This window comes from Pelagerythrobacter aerophilus (genome assembly GCF_003581645.1).
Taxonomy (GTDB): Bacteria; Pseudomonadota; Alphaproteobacteria; order Sphingomonadales; family Sphingomonadaceae; genus Pelagerythrobacter; species Pelagerythrobacter aerophilus.
Genome location: NZ_QXFK01000014.1, coordinates 325537 through 340936, shown reverse-complemented (window position 1 = coordinate 340936; position 15400 = coordinate 325537). Strand labels below are relative to the sequence as shown.

At 65.5% G+C, this 15400-nt stretch carries 17 protein-coding genes; 3 read left to right on the top strand and 14 right to left on the bottom strand.

Annotation, left to right across the window (positions count from 1 at the left end):
* Window positions 1-10: 10 nt before the first annotated feature.
* Entirely contained in the window at window positions 11-1054 is a 1044-nt protein-coding gene (locus D2V04_RS05485) for a rod shape-determining protein (protein WP_119512275.1), read from the bottom strand.
* Between the two features lie 195 nt (window positions 1055-1249).
* Between D2V04_RS05485 and mutL the strand changes: the two genes are divergently transcribed.
* The gene (gene mutL, locus D2V04_RS05480; protein ID WP_119512274.1) at window positions 1250-3055 is read left to right on the top strand and encodes a DNA mismatch repair endonuclease MutL; all 1806 of its coding nucleotides are present in this window, start codon (window positions 1250-1252) and stop codon (window positions 3053-3055) included.
* Window position 3056: 1 nt separating this feature from the next.
* A complete protein-coding gene (locus D2V04_RS05475; RefSeq protein ID WP_119512273.1) occupies window positions 3057-3575 on the top strand; it encodes a hypothetical protein in 519 nt (172 codons plus the stop codon).
* A 4-nt stretch (window positions 3576-3579) separates the two neighbouring features.
* Here the strand turns inward: D2V04_RS05475 and D2V04_RS05470 are convergent, their stop codons facing one another.
* A complete protein-coding gene (locus D2V04_RS05470) occupies window positions 3580-4044 on the bottom strand; it encodes a MaoC family dehydratase (protein ID WP_119512272.1) in 465 nt (154 codons plus the stop codon).
* 74 nt (window positions 4045-4118) lie between these two features.
* Entirely contained in the window at window positions 4119-4859 is a 741-nt protein-coding gene (locus D2V04_RS05465; RefSeq protein ID WP_119512602.1) for a MauE/DoxX family redox-associated membrane protein, read from the bottom strand.
* A gap of 41 nt (window positions 4860-4900) precedes the next feature.
* Here D2V04_RS05465 and D2V04_RS05460 point away from each other — a divergent pair, with 41 nt between their 5' ends.
* Window positions 4901-5287 (top strand): MerR family transcriptional regulator, encoded by a 387-nt coding sequence (locus D2V04_RS05460; RefSeq protein WP_228766276.1) that lies wholly within the window; start codon window positions 4901-4903, stop codon window positions 5285-5287.
* Here D2V04_RS05460 and D2V04_RS05455 read toward each other — a convergent pair.
* From D2V04_RS05455 to D2V04_RS05405, 11 genes are all read right to left on the bottom strand, one after another.
* Window positions 5284-6087 carry a DUF1206 domain-containing protein gene (locus D2V04_RS05455; protein ID WP_119512270.1) on the bottom strand — a complete coding sequence of 268 codons (804 nt, stop codon included), beginning with the start codon at window positions 6085-6087 and terminating at the stop codon, window positions 5284-5286. The two genes, D2V04_RS05460 and D2V04_RS05455, sit on opposite strands and share 4 nt — an antisense overlap.
* A 66-nt stretch (window positions 6088-6153) precedes the next feature.
* Entirely contained in the window at window positions 6154-7440 is a 1287-nt protein-coding gene (locus D2V04_RS05450) for an alkaline phosphatase family protein (RefSeq protein WP_119512269.1), read from the bottom strand.
* Between the two features lie 17 nt (window positions 7441-7457).
* Window positions 7458-8558, bottom strand: coding sequence for a redox-regulated ATPase YchF (ychF, locus tag D2V04_RS05445; protein ID WP_119512268.1), 1101 nt, complete (start codon window positions 8556-8558; stop codon window positions 7458-7460).
* 141 nt (window positions 8559-8699) lie between these two features.
* Window positions 8700-9269: an aminoacyl-tRNA hydrolase gene (pth, locus tag D2V04_RS05440; protein ID WP_119512267.1), complete on the bottom strand. Its 570-nt coding sequence runs from the start codon at window positions 9267-9269 to the stop codon at window positions 8700-8702.
* A 37-nt stretch (window positions 9270-9306) separates the two neighbouring features.
* Window positions 9307-11256 (bottom strand): acetate--CoA ligase, encoded by a 1950-nt coding sequence (gene acs / locus D2V04_RS05435; RefSeq protein ID WP_119512266.1) that lies wholly within the window; start codon window positions 11254-11256, stop codon window positions 9307-9309.
* Window positions 11257-11397: 141 nt separating this feature from the next.
* The gene (locus D2V04_RS05430; RefSeq protein WP_119512265.1) at window positions 11398-12069 is read right to left on the bottom strand and encodes a 50S ribosomal protein L25/general stress protein Ctc; all 672 of its coding nucleotides are present in this window, start codon (window positions 12067-12069) and stop codon (window positions 11398-11400) included.
* A gap of 110 nt (window positions 12070-12179) precedes the next feature.
* Window positions 12180-13064: a TraB/GumN family protein gene (locus D2V04_RS05425; protein ID WP_182849671.1), complete on the bottom strand. Its 885-nt coding sequence runs from the start codon at window positions 13062-13064 to the stop codon at window positions 12180-12182.
* A gap of 13 nt (window positions 13065-13077) precedes the next feature.
* Window positions 13078-14019: a TraB/GumN family protein gene (locus D2V04_RS05420; RefSeq protein WP_228766275.1), complete on the bottom strand. Its 942-nt coding sequence runs from the start codon at window positions 14017-14019 to the stop codon at window positions 13078-13080.
* A gap of 37 nt (window positions 14020-14056) precedes the next feature.
* Window positions 14057-14713, bottom strand: a complete 657-nt coding sequence (locus tag D2V04_RS05415; protein ID WP_119512263.1) for a hypothetical protein — start codon at window positions 14711-14713, stop codon at window positions 14057-14059.
* The gene (locus tag D2V04_RS05410; protein WP_119512262.1) at window positions 14697-14894 is read right to left on the bottom strand and encodes a helix-turn-helix transcriptional regulator; all 198 of its coding nucleotides are present in this window, start codon (window positions 14892-14894) and stop codon (window positions 14697-14699) included. The genes D2V04_RS05415 and D2V04_RS05410 overlap by 17 nt, the downstream gene beginning before the upstream one ends.
* Window positions 14891-15265, bottom strand: coding sequence for a hypothetical protein (locus tag D2V04_RS05405; protein ID WP_119512261.1), 375 nt, complete (start codon window positions 15263-15265; stop codon window positions 14891-14893). The genes D2V04_RS05410 and D2V04_RS05405 overlap by 4 nt, the downstream gene beginning before the upstream one ends.
* Window positions 15266-15400: the final 135 nt, after the last annotated feature.

Genomic DNA, 15400 nt, shown 5'->3' with positions numbered 1-15400 from the left:
ATCTCTCCCCTCAAGCGGTCATCAGCACGCCGCGATAGATCGGATCTTCCATCGCCCGGCCGGTGCCGATGGCGACGCAGGACAGCGGATCTTCCGCGATGCTGACCGGAAGACCGGTTTCTTCGCGCAGGTGCTCATCGAGCCCCTGGATCAGCGCGCCGCCGCCCGTGAGGACGATACCCTGGTCGACGATATCGGCGGCCAATTCGGGCGCTGTGTTCTCGAGCGCGATGCGCACGCCTTCGACAATCGCGCCGATAGGCTCGGCGAGGGCTTCGGCGACATGCGCCTGGTTGATGGTGATTTCCTTGGGCACGCCGTTCACGAGGTCGCGGCCCTTGAGCGTGATGATATCGCCGACGCCGTCCTCGGGCACGGTGGCGATGCCGTAATCCTTCTTGATCCGCTCCGCCGTTGCTTCGCCGATCAGCAGATTGTGATGGCGGCGGACGTAGGAGACGATCGCCTCGTCCATCTTGTCGCCCCCGGTGCGGACCGACGTGGTGTAGGCGAGGCCGCGCAGCGAAAGCACCGCGACTTCGGTCGTCCCGCCGCCGATGTCGACCACCATCGAGCCGACCGGCTCCGTCACCGGCATATCGGCGCCGATAGCGGCGGCCATGGGCTCGAGAATCAGATAGACCGCGCTCGCGCCGGCGTTGCTTGCCGCATCGCGGATCGCGCGGCGTTCGACCGAGGTCGAGCCCGAGGGGACGCAGATCGTGATCTCGGGATAGCGGAACAGGCTCCGCTTCCCATGCACCTTGCGGATGAAGTGCTTGATCATCTCTTCCGCGATTTCGATGTCCGCAATCACGCCGTCGCGGAGCGGACGGATCGCTTCGATGCTGTCGGGCGTCTTGCCCATCATCATCTTGGCGTCGTCGCCAACCGCCTTGACCCGCTTGATTCCGTTGATCGTCTCGATCGCGACCACCGAGGGTTCGTTCAAGACGATGCCCTGGTCCTGAACGTAGACCAATGTGTTCGCAGTTCCGAGGTCGATCGCCAGGTTGGGAGAGCCGAATTTGAACATGTTGGAAAAGAAGCTCATGCGGTTGCGTGTTTCCGTAAGTGTTTCGGGCCCTTGCCGCAGATGCCTGCGACTGCCGTAACCCGCATCTGACAGGGACGGCGGGTCCTTACCCAAAGCTGCGGAAAAAGGCCAAAAGAAATATGACGAAACTCGGGGGCAAATTTCACTGCCGGCCTCGAATTCATGGCGCTTCGCCGCTAGGCCATGGCATCCATGCCGCAGATACGCCGCCTGCCCGAGAATCTGGTCAACCGCATCGCCGCGGGCGAAGTGGTCGAGCGGCCTGCGGCCGCGCTCAAGGAACTGGTCGAGAACGCAATCGATTCCGGCGCCTCCCGGATCGCGGTGAAGATCGCCGATGGAGGCCTCGCCCGGATCGAGGTGACGGACGACGGGTGCGGCATGGCCCCGGATGAAATGGAGCTCGCTCTCGAGCGTCATGCCACCTCCAAGCTGCCCGACGATGCGATCGAGCAGGTCGCGACGCTCGGCTTCAGGGGGGAGGCGCTGCCCTCGATCGCCAGTGTCGCGCGCCTCACGCTGGAGAGCCGTCCGCAAGGCGTGGCGGATGGATGGCGGCGTGTGGTCGATCATGGCAAACTGCGCGAGGATGGCCCGGCAGCGCTGCCGCCCGGCACGCGAGTGCGAGTCGAGAACCTGTTCGGCAAGATTCCCGCACGGCGCAAGTTCCTGCGCACGGCGCGCAGCGAATACGGTGCCTGTCACGAAGTCGTGCGTCGTCTCGCGATGGCGCGGCCCGACATCGCCTTCACCTTCGAACATGGCGACCGGCGCATCCTCTCGCTTCAGTCCGGTCAACCGCTGGGTCAGCGAGTGGCGGAGATCGTGGCGCGCGAGCTGGCGGACAACGGCGTCGCTATCGATCTCGAACGCGGGGCCATGCGGCTAACCGGGATCGCGGGTCTGCCGACCTACAACCGCGGTGTTGCCGATCACCAGTATCTGTTCGTCAATGGACGCCCCGTGAAGGACCGGACGCTGACCGGCGCGGTGCGCGGCGCCTATGCCGACATGCTTGCACGTGACAGGCACGCGGTCCTCGCGCTGTTCCTCGAGCTGCCGCCGGAGGAAGTGGACGTGAACGTCCATCCGGCCAAGACCGAGGTGCGCTTCCGCGATGCGCCGGCAGTGCGCGGGTTCATCGTCTCCGGCCTGCGCCAGGCGCTCGCCACAGGCGACAAGCGCAGTGCGCAGACGCCCGACGCGGGCGCGATGGCGCGCTGGCAGGCTGAACCGACGGGAACACCGGAGCGGCCGAGCGCGCTCGAAACGATATTCTCGGGCCGCGACTGGTCTCGTCCGCAGAGCAGCGTGCGCGAGACCTCTGATGCCTGGCGCAGCTACGAAAGCCAGGTCATGGCTGCGCCGCAGGGCCGAGCGGAAGAAGCGGCTCCGCTGTCGGAGGAGGCGACCGAGTACCCGCTCGGGATCGCGCGCGGACAGGTTGCCAATACCTACATCGTGGCCGAGGCCGCAGACGGGCTGGTGATCGTGGATCAGCATGCGGCGCACGAACGGCTCGTGCTCGAACGGTTACGCGCGGCGGGGGCGGGGGACTCGGTCGCACGGGCGCAGGCGCTGCTCATTCCCGAAGTCGTCGAACTCGACGAGCCGGCCTGCGACCGACTCGAGGATGCGGCGGACAAGCTAGGCGCGCTGGGTCTCGCTATCGAGCGCTTCGGTCCCGGCGCGATGCTCGTGCGGAGCATCCCGCATGCGCTGGGCAAGTCCGATCCGCACAAGCTGCTGCAGGACATTGCCGACGATCTCGCCAACCACGGCGAGGCGCTGCTGCTCGGCGAAAAGCTCGATCTCGTGCTCGCGACCATGGCCTGCCACGGCTCGGTCCGCGCGGGGCGTACGCTCTCGGTCACCGAGATGAACGCGCTCCTGCGTGAAATGGAGCGCACGCCGCGATCGGGCCAGTGCAATCACGGCCGCCCGACATGGGTCAAGCTTAGGATGGAAGACGTCGAGAAGCTGTTCGGGAGACATTGAGATGAGAAAAGCGGTTCTCTTCCTCTCGTTCCTGCTCATGGCCTGCAGCGAGCCCGAACTGACGCCGGCGCAGCAGGAGGCGGCGGAAGAACGCGCCATCGCCGCGATCGAGGCAGCGCAGATCATCCCTCCCGAACCCGTGACGCCGGAACCGATCCTCTTCGCCGATGTCGAGCGATACGACCTGTTCGGGGCCGGTTGCAGCTTCATGCCGGGCGGCCAGCCCGCCGAGGCTCCGGACGGAGCGGGGGTGCTTGCTCTCGCCAGCGAGCGCGGCGCCTACATCAAGGTCGAAGGCGAACTCCACCGCCTCGCGCCCGACGCCGGCAGCCCGGAACTGCCGCTCGGAACGCGCGGCAAGTACGACGGAAGGGAGTTTGCCTTGATCCTCGACATCGCGGCCGAGGAAGGCACGCCGAGCGGAACCGAGACGATCGACTTTCCCGCGCGCCTGGTGCTGCGCAATGCGCGCGACCAGACCGTCTATACCGAAACGGGCATTGCGCAGTGCGGCTCGTGAGCCGCTAGTCCTCGATCGGAGCTTCCGGATCGCGCACACTGATCAGGCCGTTGGAGGTCATCTCCAGCACCGGCGTGTCATCCTGGTTGAAGACCCGAACGCGCGACTTGAACAGGCCCATGTCGCGCCGGGACTTGCTGCGCCGCTTCTCGATCACTTCGGTCTCGCACCGCAGCGTGTCGCCGGGGTAGACGGGCCGCAGCCATTTGAGCTGATCGACACCGGGCGAACCCAGCCCCGCCTGCGTTTGCGACTTCATGTTCTCGACCAGCATCGCCATGGTCATCGCGCAGGTGTGCCATCCGCTGGCGGAGAGCCGGCCGAAGTGCGTCTTCGCTGCAGCTTCGTCGTCGAGGTGAAAGGGCTGTGGATCGTACTTCGAGGCGAAATCGGTCACCTCCTCGCGCGTGACTTCATAGCGGCCGAAGCTCTGCTTCGCGCCGACTTGAATATCCTCGTAATAGTTCATCTCGTCCCCTCAAGCTGAATCGGGCACGGATCGTGTAACGCATCCGACGGTCAACGCCATAGAGCGCGATCACCTCACGGCATGAAGAGCATCCAGATCGCCATGCCGATCATGAACAGGTTTTCGGTCAGCGAGACGAAGCCCAGCGGCACATCGCTCGATCCGCCGACACAGGCACACTTGATCTCGCGCTTCTGCACATAGACGGCGTAGAACACGCTGACCGCACCGATGGTGCCGATGAACAGCGCCACGGGAATGGAGAGCCAGTCGAGCGCGTGCGCCGCCATCAGCACACCGGCGCCGGCCTCCAGGAACGGGTAGGCATAGGCGTAGGGCACGAAGCGCTTGGCAAGCAGGTCGTAGCCGAGGAACATCGTCGAGAACTGCTCGACGTCCTGCAGCTTGAGCATCGCGAGGATCGCCATGGTGAAGGCGACGAACCACTCTGCCGCACGAATGGTGAAGGGCGAGCCGAACATGAATTGGCTGACGGCCATTCCCAGCGCAGCCGCGATGACGAACACGGCAATCACCGGCGTGTAGCTGGTCGCGCCCTTCTCGGGCAGCGGCTTGCCGAGGAAGGCGCGCAACTCTGTGTAGCCGCCGATGCGCTTGCCATCGATGAAGGTCTGCGGGGTGGTCGCGACGTCGTGCTCGCGCTTGAACGCGTCGGTCTCCTCGCGAGTCGTCAGCCAGTTGTCATCTACCGTGTAGCCGTGGCGTTCGAGCAGCCACTTCGCTTTCACGCCGTAGGGGCAGATGTGTTTGTCCATCACCATGCGATGGAGGCGGGCGGTCTTGTTTCCAGTCATGAAGGCACCCATAACCTCCGTACTACGGTACGGAGTCAAGCATGAAAGCGATGCGCATCTCGGATCTCGCGAAGGCCGGCGGTGTCGGCGTGGAGACCGTGCGCTTCTACCAGCGCAAGGGATTGCTACAGGTTCCGCGCGGCGATGCGCCCGGTGGGCGGCACTACGGCCCCGACGACCTGCGCCGCCTGCGCTACGTCAAGCAGGCGCAGACGGCGGGGTTTACGCTGGCGGAGATCGCTGAACTGATCGATCTCGACCGCACCGACGACCGGCCGCGTGCCCGCGATATGGCCCGCGAGCGGATTGCGGCGCTCGATGCGCAAATTGCGCAGCTCACCGCTGCGCGCGCCTCGCTCTCGAAGCTTGCTGCGGACTGCGGGAAGGGCGGGGAGGGACCCTGTCCGATCCTCGCGGCGTTCGCCTAGGTGCGAAAGCTTGGCCGCAGTCCGCGCGGGCCGAGATCCGGGATGATCCGGTAGCGCGCCAGCACGAGACTGAACGCGCCGAACAGCATCAGACCCACGGCAACCAATGTGTAGAGCGCGCCCATGTCCCGCAGCGAGAGTATCGCTTCGCCAAGCCCCTTGATCTGGCTTTCCTGCGCGAACCAAGCGCCTTGCACCATTGACCACCCGATGATCGCGAACACGATCGCCCGCGCGGCGTGTCCGATGCGGCCGATGGTCCGCACTCCGGAAGGCGCGCGGCCGCTGATCCTGTGCATGAACTCGCAAGTCCAGGCTTTCTTGCCCTGCATGACGCCGGTCACCAGAAAGCCCAGCCCGACGGCGCCGATGACTACCGAACCGAGTTCCATCGATAGTACGGAGCCGGCCATCTCCTCGCCGCTCGAGCCGCCGTCCGAACTCCGCTGAGCGCCGCTGGCAAACTGATAGCAGGCATAGGCGAGAAAGCTGTGCGCTACACCGCTGGCGGCATCGCCGATGCGCTTCACAGCTCCCATGGTGTCGTTGCCGCGGTGCTGGATATCCGCGAAGGCGGAGAGGAACTTGAACGCTGCGTAACCGAGCAGGCCCAGGGCCATGATCCACAGCAACGGCGTGCCGAAGGGGACTTCCTGAATATAGTCGAACACCGCCGACTGGCCGTTCTGTGCCTCGCCTGCGGTGCCGAGCGCGATATAGCCGAGCAGGAGATAGACGATCCCCCGCGCCGCAAAGCCAAGGCGCACGAGCCAGCGAAACTTCTCGGACTTGTCTACCATCGCTCTCCCCTTTGAAATTCCTGGCGAAACGGACGGGGAGAGAATTGGTGCCCGGCGCCGGAGCCTTTATCGCTCCGGCGACAGCGCCCCGCGCACCGGCTCAAGCGAGCCGTCGGCCTCGGCAGCCTGCGGCAGCCCGATCAACTCGCGGACCAGCGGCATTATCGCGGTGTTGCGGAACGACGGCAGAGCCGCGCCGCTGCGGAAGGCGGGCCCATTGGCGATGAAGAGCGCGGCCATCTCCGGCGCGGCAGGGTCGTAGCCATGGCTGCCACCGCTCCACGCCTGCTCGGGCTGCGTCGGGGCGACCGTCCAACCCACCTCCGGAAGACAGAAGTAGGGCGGAATGCGGCGGTGCGTGCCGTAAGCGAAACGCTTTGGCATCTCGCCCTTGCGCCAGCATTGCATATGCTCGTGCTCGCGCAGGAGCGCCTCTTCGAGCGCGGCCGCATTGCCCTCGGTCGGCTCGAACGTGGCATAAGCGCCGCCCTCGACGAGCCGGTAGAGCGAGGCATCCAGCACCTGATCGAGTGCGATCACACGCTCGGAATTCGTCGCCGCCATGCCGTGGTCGGAGACGATCACGAGATTGGCCGGTTGACCGAGATCGTCCAGTCCCTCCACCAACCTGGCTATGTCACTATCGATGCCACGCAGCGCCTCGTTCAGCTCCTCGCTGTCGGGCCCGCCGCCATGGCCCGCCGTGTCGACCGTATCGAAATAGAGCGTGACGAATGCGGGGCGGATCTCCGCCGGGCGGCGCAGCCAGTCGAGCACGGTGTTGACACGCTGGACGTTCGTCACCTGCATGCTGAACTGCTGCCAATCCTGCGGCAGCGTTCCGTCGCTGACTGGTCCCCAGCCGCCCTCAGGCATGGTGCCGCCCCAGGCGACCGACGAACCCGGCCAGAACATCGCCGCGCTGCGGATGCCGGCTTTCTCGGCGGCGACCCAGACGGGTTTCGCTTCGTTCCACCACCAGGGGTCGAGCGTGGCCATGGTGAACACTTCGCCCGGACGCGCGGGGTCTTCGATCCGGTTGGCCACGATACCGTGATGATCGGGGACCATGCCGGTAACCAGGGTCCAGTGGTTGGGGAAAGTCTTGCTGGGAAAGGACGGCTGCATCGGCGCGCGCACGCCGTCGGCAGCGAGCGTGGAGAGCGTCGGTGTCAATCCGCGGTCGAGATAGTCGGCGCGAAAGCCGTCGATCGACACGAGGATGGTGACGGGTGCGCGCGGCTCGGCCTGCGCGGCGCTGGCGTTCGCGGGAGCGGTGCTTTGGGAAATCGGTGCGCAGGCGGCGAGCAGCGCCGCCGCCGTCAGGGTGAGGGCACTCGCAAGCCTGCGCATCTCGTCACTCCGCGTGTTCAGACGTTGAACTTGAACAGCAGGACGTCGCCGTCCTGGACGAGGTACTCCTTGCCTTCCTGCCGCAGCTTTCCGGCCTCGCGCGCACCCGTCTCGCCGCCGAGCGCGACGTAGTCATCGAAGGCAATTGTTTCAGCACGAATAAAGCCGCGCTCGAAATCGGAGTGGATCTCGCCGGCGGCCTGCGGCGCCTTGGCACCGGCGGGGAACGTCCAGGCGCGCGCCTCCTTTGGCCCCGCGGTGAAGAACGTCTGCAGGCCGAGCAGCTTGTAACCGGCACGGATCACCCGGCTGAGGCCGCTTTCGGTAAGGCCCAGCTCGGTCAGGTATTCGGCGCGCTCGTCCGCTTCCATCGCGACCAGTTCGCTCTCGATCGCTGCAGACACCACGACTGCTTCGGCGCCTTCAGCCTTGGCCTTCTCGAACACCTGTGCGCTCAGCGCATTCCCCTCGGCTGCGTCTTCCTCGGCGACGTTGCAGACATAGAGCACCGGCTTGGCGGTGAGGAGCTGCGCCTGTTCGAACAGGCGTGCTTCCTCGTCGTCCTTCGGCTCGGTCAGCCGGGCGGGCTTGCCGTCACGCAGCAGGTCCAGCGCCTGGCCGAGAACGCTCGCCATCGCCTTCGCCTCCTTGTCGCCGCCGGTCGCCTTCTTGGCCGCGGCGGGAACGCGCTTTTCGAGGCTTTCGAGATCGGCCAGCATCAGCTCGGTCTCGACCACCTCGGCGTCGGCGATCGGATCGACCTTGTTGGCGACATGCTGGATGTCGTCGTCCTCGAAGCAGCGCAGGACGTGGACGATTGCATCGACCTCGCGGATGTTGCCGAGGAACTGGTTGCCGAGGCCTTCGCCCTTGCTCGCGCCTTTGACGAGGCCCGCGATGTCGACGAAAGCGAGCTGGGTGGGAATGATCTTCGCCGACCCGGCGATCGCGGCGATCTTCTCGAGCCGATCGTCGGGCACGGCGACCTGGCCGACGTTCGGCTCGATCGTGCAGAACGGATAATTCGCCGCCTGCGCCGCCTGCGTCTCGGTCAGCGCGTTGAACAGGGTGGACTTGCCGACATTGGGCAGCCCGACGATTCCGCAACGGAAACCCATCGATAACTCCGGAAGAACTGGTTTGCCCGGCCCGATAGGCTTGGGCGAGGGGAAAAGCTAGGGTGGGGGATCAATCCAACTCTCGTCATCCCAGCGAAAGCTGGGATCGTGTGCGGCGAAGCCCGACCGGGTGATGCGAGGTCAATCCTGCATCCGCAGGGCCACGTCGCTCATGAAGCGCGCGTCCTCGCCTTTGGCGAGCCATCCCGCTTCGGCGCCCATCGCGGCGAGCATGTCGGTCAGGTCGTCCATTTCCGCTTTCGCGTAGTTGCCGAGGACATGGCCGGTCACGCGGTCCTTGTGCCCCGGGTGGCCGATGCCGATGCGGACGCGGCGGAAGTCCGGCCCGAGGTGCTTGTCGATGCTCCTGAGGCCGTTGTGCCCGGCGAGCCCGCCGCCGGTGCGGACCTTGACCTTGAATGGGGCGAGATCGAGCTCGTCGTGAAACACGGTCAGCGCCTCGATGCCGAGTTTGTAGAAGCGCAGCGCCTCTCCCACGCTGCGGCCGCTCTCGTTCATATAGGTTGCAGGCTTCAGGAGCAGGATCTTGTCGCCGCCGATGCGGCCTTCCTGCACCCAGCCGGAGAACTTCTTCTGCACCGGGCCGAAGTCGTGCATCTCCGCGATCACGTCGCAGGCCATGAAACCCACGTTGTGGCGGTGGAGCGCGTATTGCGGTCCGGGGTTACCGAGGCCTGCCCAAATCTGCATCCGCGCTCCCTAGCCGGCTTGGCGGGGGCGGCAAGCCCTACCGGTTCAGCCGCCCCTCGATCAGTCCGTCGACCAGCGTGGGATCGGCCAGCGTCGAGGTATCGCCGAGCGAGCCGTAGTCGTTCTCGGCGATCTTGCGCAGGATGCGGCGCATGATCTTGCCCGAGCGGGTCTTGGGCAGGGCGGGGGTGAAGTGCAGGTGGTCGGGTGTGGCGATCGGGCCGATCTCCTTGCGAACCTGCTGCCGCAGTTCGTCGGCAAGCGCGTCGGACGGCTCCTCGCCCGCGTTGAGCGTGACGTAGCAGTAGATCCCCTGGCCCTTGATGTCGTGCGGGAAGCCGACCACGGCCGCTTCTGCGACCTTGGGGTGCAGCACCAGTGCACTCTCGACTTCCGCCGTGCCCATGCGGTGGCCGGAGACGTTGATCACGTCGTCCACCCGGCCGGTGATCCAGTAGTATCCATCCTCGTCGCGGCGGCAGCCGTCGCCAGTGAAGTACTTGCCGGCATACGTGCTGAAATAGGTTTGTACGAAGCGCTCGTGATCGCCGTAGACGGTACGCGCCTGGCCCGGCCAGCTCCGCGTGATGCACAAGTTGCCCGAGCCTGCGCCCTTGATCGGTTCGCCGTCGCCGTCGACGATCTCCGGGCAGACGCCGAAGAAGGGCCGGCCCGCGCTGCCCGGCTTCATCGGGTGCGCGCCGGGCAGGGTGGTGATCATGATCCCGCCAGTTTCGGTCTGCCACCAAGTGTCGACGACCGGGATTTCGCCTTTGCCGACCGTATCGTGGTACCAGCGCCAAGCTTCGGGGTTGATCGGCTCGCCCACGGTACCGAGCAGCCGCAGGCTCGACAGGTCGTGCTTGGTCACATGCTCGGGGCCCTCGCGCATCAGCGCGCGGATTGCGGTCGGGGCGGTGTAGAAGATGTTGACCTTGTGCTTTTCGCACACGGCCCAGAAACGGTCGTGATCGGGCCAGTTGGGTACGCCTTCGAACATGAGCGCGATCGCCCCGGCCTGGAGCGGGCCGTAAACGATATAGCTGTGGCCGGTGACCCAGCCGATGTCCGCCGTGCACCAGTAGATCTCGCCCGGGCGGTAATCGAACACATGGCGGAAGGTCGATTCGACCCAGACGGCGTAGCCGCCGGTAGTATGCAGCAGCCCCTTGGGCTTGCCGGTCGAACCCGAGGTGTAGAGGATGAATAGCGGGTCCTCCGCGTTCATTTCCTCGCACGGGCATTCTTCCAAGACCCCCTCGGACAACTCGTGATACCAATGGTCGCGCCCGTTCTTCATCGGCACGCCGGCGCTGGTGTGGCGGACCACCAGCACCGCCTTGGCTGAGACTTTCTCCAGCGCCGCATCCACATTGGCCTTGAGCGGAATCGGTTTCGATCCGCGGAGGCCTTCGTCGGCGGTGATGACCCAGTCGCTTGCGCAATCCTCGATCCGGCCGGCGATGGCGTCGGGAGAAAAGCCGCCGAAGATCACCGAATGGACCGCGCCGATCCGCGCGCAGGCGAGCATGGCGATCGCGCCTTCGGGGATCATCGGCATGTAGATCGTGACGCGGTCGCCCTTCGCCACGCCCATCTTTTTGAGCGTGTTTGCCATGCGGATCGTCTCGCGCTGGAGATCGGCATAGGTCAGGCGCCGCACCGCGCCGTCGGGATCATCGGGCTCGAAGATCAGGGCAACGGTGTCGCCGTGGCCCGCGTCGACATGGCGGTCCACTGCGTTGTGGCAGATGTTGAGCGTGCCGTCGGTGAACCACTTGATCGAAACCGGATCGTAGCTCCAGTCGACGATCGTGGTCGGCGCGCGAAACCAGTCGAGCCGCCGCGCCTGCTCGGTCCAGAACGCGTCCGACGCCTCGATGCTGCGGCGATACATCGCCTCGTACTGTTCGAGCGTGCAACCGGTCCGCTCCTTTGCGGAAGCTGGGACGGGTACGGTTTCGGCGGTGGTAACGGTGTCGCTCAAGTCAGTATCTCCCGGGGCTCGCGATGCGAGTCAGCATCATCGTATCGCGGCGCGGTAGATAGACAAACGAGCGCGCAAAAACAAAGCGCCGGCCCATCGCTGGACCGGCGCTTCGAAAAAGCCGCAAAAGGAATGGCGGGATTATTCCTCGCCGCTTTCCTCTTCTTCGCCTTCGTCGCTCTGCTCGCTGGCAGGAACTTCGTCGGCCGCGGGTTCTTCGCCCTCGGCAGCCTCGGCGCGCTTGAGCGCGGACGGGGCGACGACGGTGGCGATGGTGAAGTCGCGGTCGGTGATCGCGCTTTCCGAACCTGCGGGCAGGTTGACGTGGCTGATGTGGATCGAATCGCCGACTTCGAGGCCGGTGACGTCGATCTCGATCTCGCTCGGAATCTTGTCCGCCTCGCAGACCAGCTCGAGCTCGTGACGCACGACGTTGAGCACGCCGCCCTTCTTGAGGCCGGGGCTCGCTTCTTCGTTCACGAACAGCACCGGCACGGCGACATCGACCTTGGCGCCCTTCGCGAGGCGCAGGAAGTCGACGTGAATCGGGCGGTCGGTGACCGGGTGGAGAGCGACGTCCTTCGGCAGCGTGCGCAGGGTCTTGCCGCCGAACTCGATCTCGACGATCGAATTCATGAAGTGGCCGGTGCCAAGCTGCTTCACCAGCAGGCGTTCCTCGACGTGGATCGGGGTGGGGGCTTCCTTGCCGCCGTAGATGACGGCGGGAACACGGCCTTCGCGACGCAGTGCACGGGAGGCTCCCTTGCCAGCCCGATCGCGCGTCTCGGCCGGCAGGGTCAGAGCGTCGCTCATGTCGCTTACCTTTCGAAATGCTTCTGAGTACAGGTTTCCGCCACGCCTCCAGGGATGACCATGGCCGGAAGCGCGCGCCTATAGCGGACCGGGGCGGGAATGCAAGCGCGCTACTGGATGCGTCGCACTGTGTAACCTCGTGCGGCGAGCAGTGCGGGCAGGCCATCCTCACCCGCGAGATGGGCCGACCCCACGGCGACCAGCGGGCGCGGCTCGCGTCCGAGCAGCGCCACGAGCCGATCCGCCCAGCGACGATTGCGGCCGGCGTAGAGCGCCTCGCGCAGCTCCGCATCGGCCAGGATCGCACTCGTCGCGGGATCGGCAAGGTGCTCGATCCGTCCTGCGTACCAATCGGCTGCATGGCGCATCGGATCCTGATCCTGCCGCGTCATATTGGCGATCACGGCTGCCAGAAGATCGCGTTGCTCCGCCTCGGGCAAGCGATCGAACACATCGAGCTGCCGTGCGGCGCCCTCCAGTTCGACCGTCTTCTCGCGCGGAATTCGCGCAAGCAGAGTACGATCGACACCGTTCGCCGCTTCTCCGGTTTCGGCATATTGTGCGAGCGTAAGTGCCGCCGCCCAGGTCTCCATATCCCCGAACCTGTCCGCGATGATATCGTGCTCGGCGAGCACTGCGAGCAGATCGCCGCGTATTGCGTCGGGGACTTTCTCAGCCAAGGGCGGTTGATCGGCCGTATAGGCGCGATCCGCGAAAGCCTTGCGCAGCCCCGACGCGTCATCCAGATCGCGCACTTCGACCACCAGCAGGTCTGCGCGCGAAAGCACGCCCTCAAGTGCCTCGGTTTCCCAGTCGACGCCGTCAGGCAATGAATGGATCGTGCCGAACATCCACCCTTCCACGGCGCCGCCAGGAGCGGAAACTTCGAACAGCGCGGGAGAAGGCGGGGTTTCGAAGCCCGGGGGCGGATCGGCCTTCCCGCAGGCGGCGAGCGCAAGCAGGGCTGCCCACGGGAAAGCCAGTCGCCGGATCACTGGATGTGCCCGATCACTGAACCCGAGCGGCCTCGATGCCAAGCTCGGCGAGCTTGTCCTGCACACTCTGCTCGCCCGCGAGGTGGCCCGCACCCACCGCGATGAACACCGCGCCCGGCGCATCGAGCCGTTCGTCGATCCATTTCGCCCAATTGGCGTTGCGGGCGTAGAGCAGACGCTCGGCCAGTATCGGATCGGTCATGCCTTCGTTCATCAGTCGCGCGAGCTCGGTCGCGTCGCCTTCGGCCCATTCCGCGACCATCGCGTCGAGCATTGCCTTGATCTCGTCGACCCCCTCGACCGTTTCCATCAGAAACGCGATCTGCGCGTCCTGCGGCAGGTTGTCGAAGATCGAGAGCTGTTCATCGACGGTCTCGAGCGCGCCACGCTCCATCCCGTCACCGGCCTTGGTTTCCAGCACCTTCTCGACCCCGGCATCGAGCGAATAGCCCTGCTTGAGCAGCGGCAGCATGGTCATCATCATGGCGCCGTACCACGGTTCGAACCGGTCGAAGGCGCCAGCCGGCAGGTCGACTTTGGCCAGCGCTGCCTCGTACGCGGCGCGCTGTTCTTCGGTCAGCAAGTCGCGCAGCGTCTGCCCCTCGGGCAGCACGCCCTTGGCCAACACGAGTTGCTGGGTCGCGGCCATCGCCTCCGGGTTCATCTCGATCTCGGTCACCAGGATTTCGGACGAACCGAGCGCTTTGGCGAGGGGGCCGTGATACCACTCGATGCCGTCGGGCAGCGCATGGACCGTGCCGAAAAGGTAGATGGTCGTGTCCTCGTCGGCCACCTTCCACAGCGCCGGCGTGGCGATCGCCGCTGCCGCCTCCTGCGTCTCCGCAGCCGCGGGCGCGACGTCCTGTGCCTGGACCGGGGCGACGAACGCGAAGGCGCCGGCCGAGGCGCCGAGCAGCAGCGCGCGGATATTCATGGAGATGCGGTTCAGTTTCATCGTTCCTGGATCCTTGTTGCAGGGAAAGTCTGTGGTGTCAGCGATATCGGTGCCACGCCCACCCGCCCAGCCAGGCGATCGTCGCCAGGATGAAGACGAGCATGTGCTGCGGCTCCGGCAGGAAGCCGCCGCGCCAGCCGATCCACCACGCAGGCGTGACGAAGTAATAGAAATAGAGCGCGACAACGGCGCCCGAGGTGTACGCCTGTGCCTCGTGCTCGTCGATATTGCGCCACCATATCCACGAGAGCACTGGGACGACCAAGAGCCACCCGGCGAGGATGACTGCCGCGGCCGCCGGTGCGAGCGGCGCGTTGCTGAAAGCGACGTCTATTCCCTCGTCGCCGAACATCCCGAGCGACAAGATAATGCCGAGGACACCGCCCAGGATTCCCGATAGTACGAGCATCGAACGGGCGCGGCGCTGGCTCGGCGCGACGGGCTCGTCACCTGCGGGCCAGGGCTTCAGCCGGAGCAGGCCCCACAGGCAGACGCCGCAGACCGCGAGCATTATCGCGATCGTCGCGAGCATGGGGCCGGTCGGGCCATCGGTCACTGCAACGACTGCCACGCCCAAGGTGACGCCCGCGGCAAAGATCGCGCCAAGCACCAGCGCCAGCCCGCCGAGAGCCTTGCCGAAAGTCATCCCGCCGCTGTCCGGCCCCCGGGATCGGTCGTCATGCGTGACCATCATCGAAAATCTCCTCGATCGGCATTCCGAACAAGCGGCCAATGCGAAAGGCCAGCGGCAGCGACGGATCGTGCTTGCCCGTCTCGATAGCATTGACGGCCTGGCGCGAGACATCGAGCCGGACGGCCAGTTCGGCCTGGCTCCAGTCGCGTTCCGCTCTCAACACTTTCAGCCGGTTGTTCATCGGCTTTGCAGCCGTTTGGCGTGAAAGCCGATGAAGAAGGCGGCGATTGCGACAACCCCCGTCATTCTCTCCGGCCAGTAGGGACCGCCGTCGACGCCGCCCAGCCCGTGCGCGACGCCTTCGGCGAGCAGGAACCAGGCGACGGCCGCGAGGAACGCCATCGACGCGCCAGCCTTCCACAGCTCGTTGAAGTATTCGTCACGCAGCCTGCGCCGCAGCAACATCAACAGGCTGACGAGCAGCAGGCCAATCGAAAATCCGCGCACAAAGTCCGGCCATCCGAATACGAGCGCGAGGATCAGCAGGCAGGTGGCAGCCGCGCCGAGATACGAAGCGACGAGGTAAAGCTTGGCACGTTGCAAAGCCGACATGGCGATCCTCTCCAAGTGTCAGGTATGCCTGACTATATGTCGCGATTCGCTGACTATGTCAATATAACCTGACATCATGTCGCGACTACCTGTCATTCCGCCTGAATGCCTGCCGCACCATTGACGGGTTTTGCC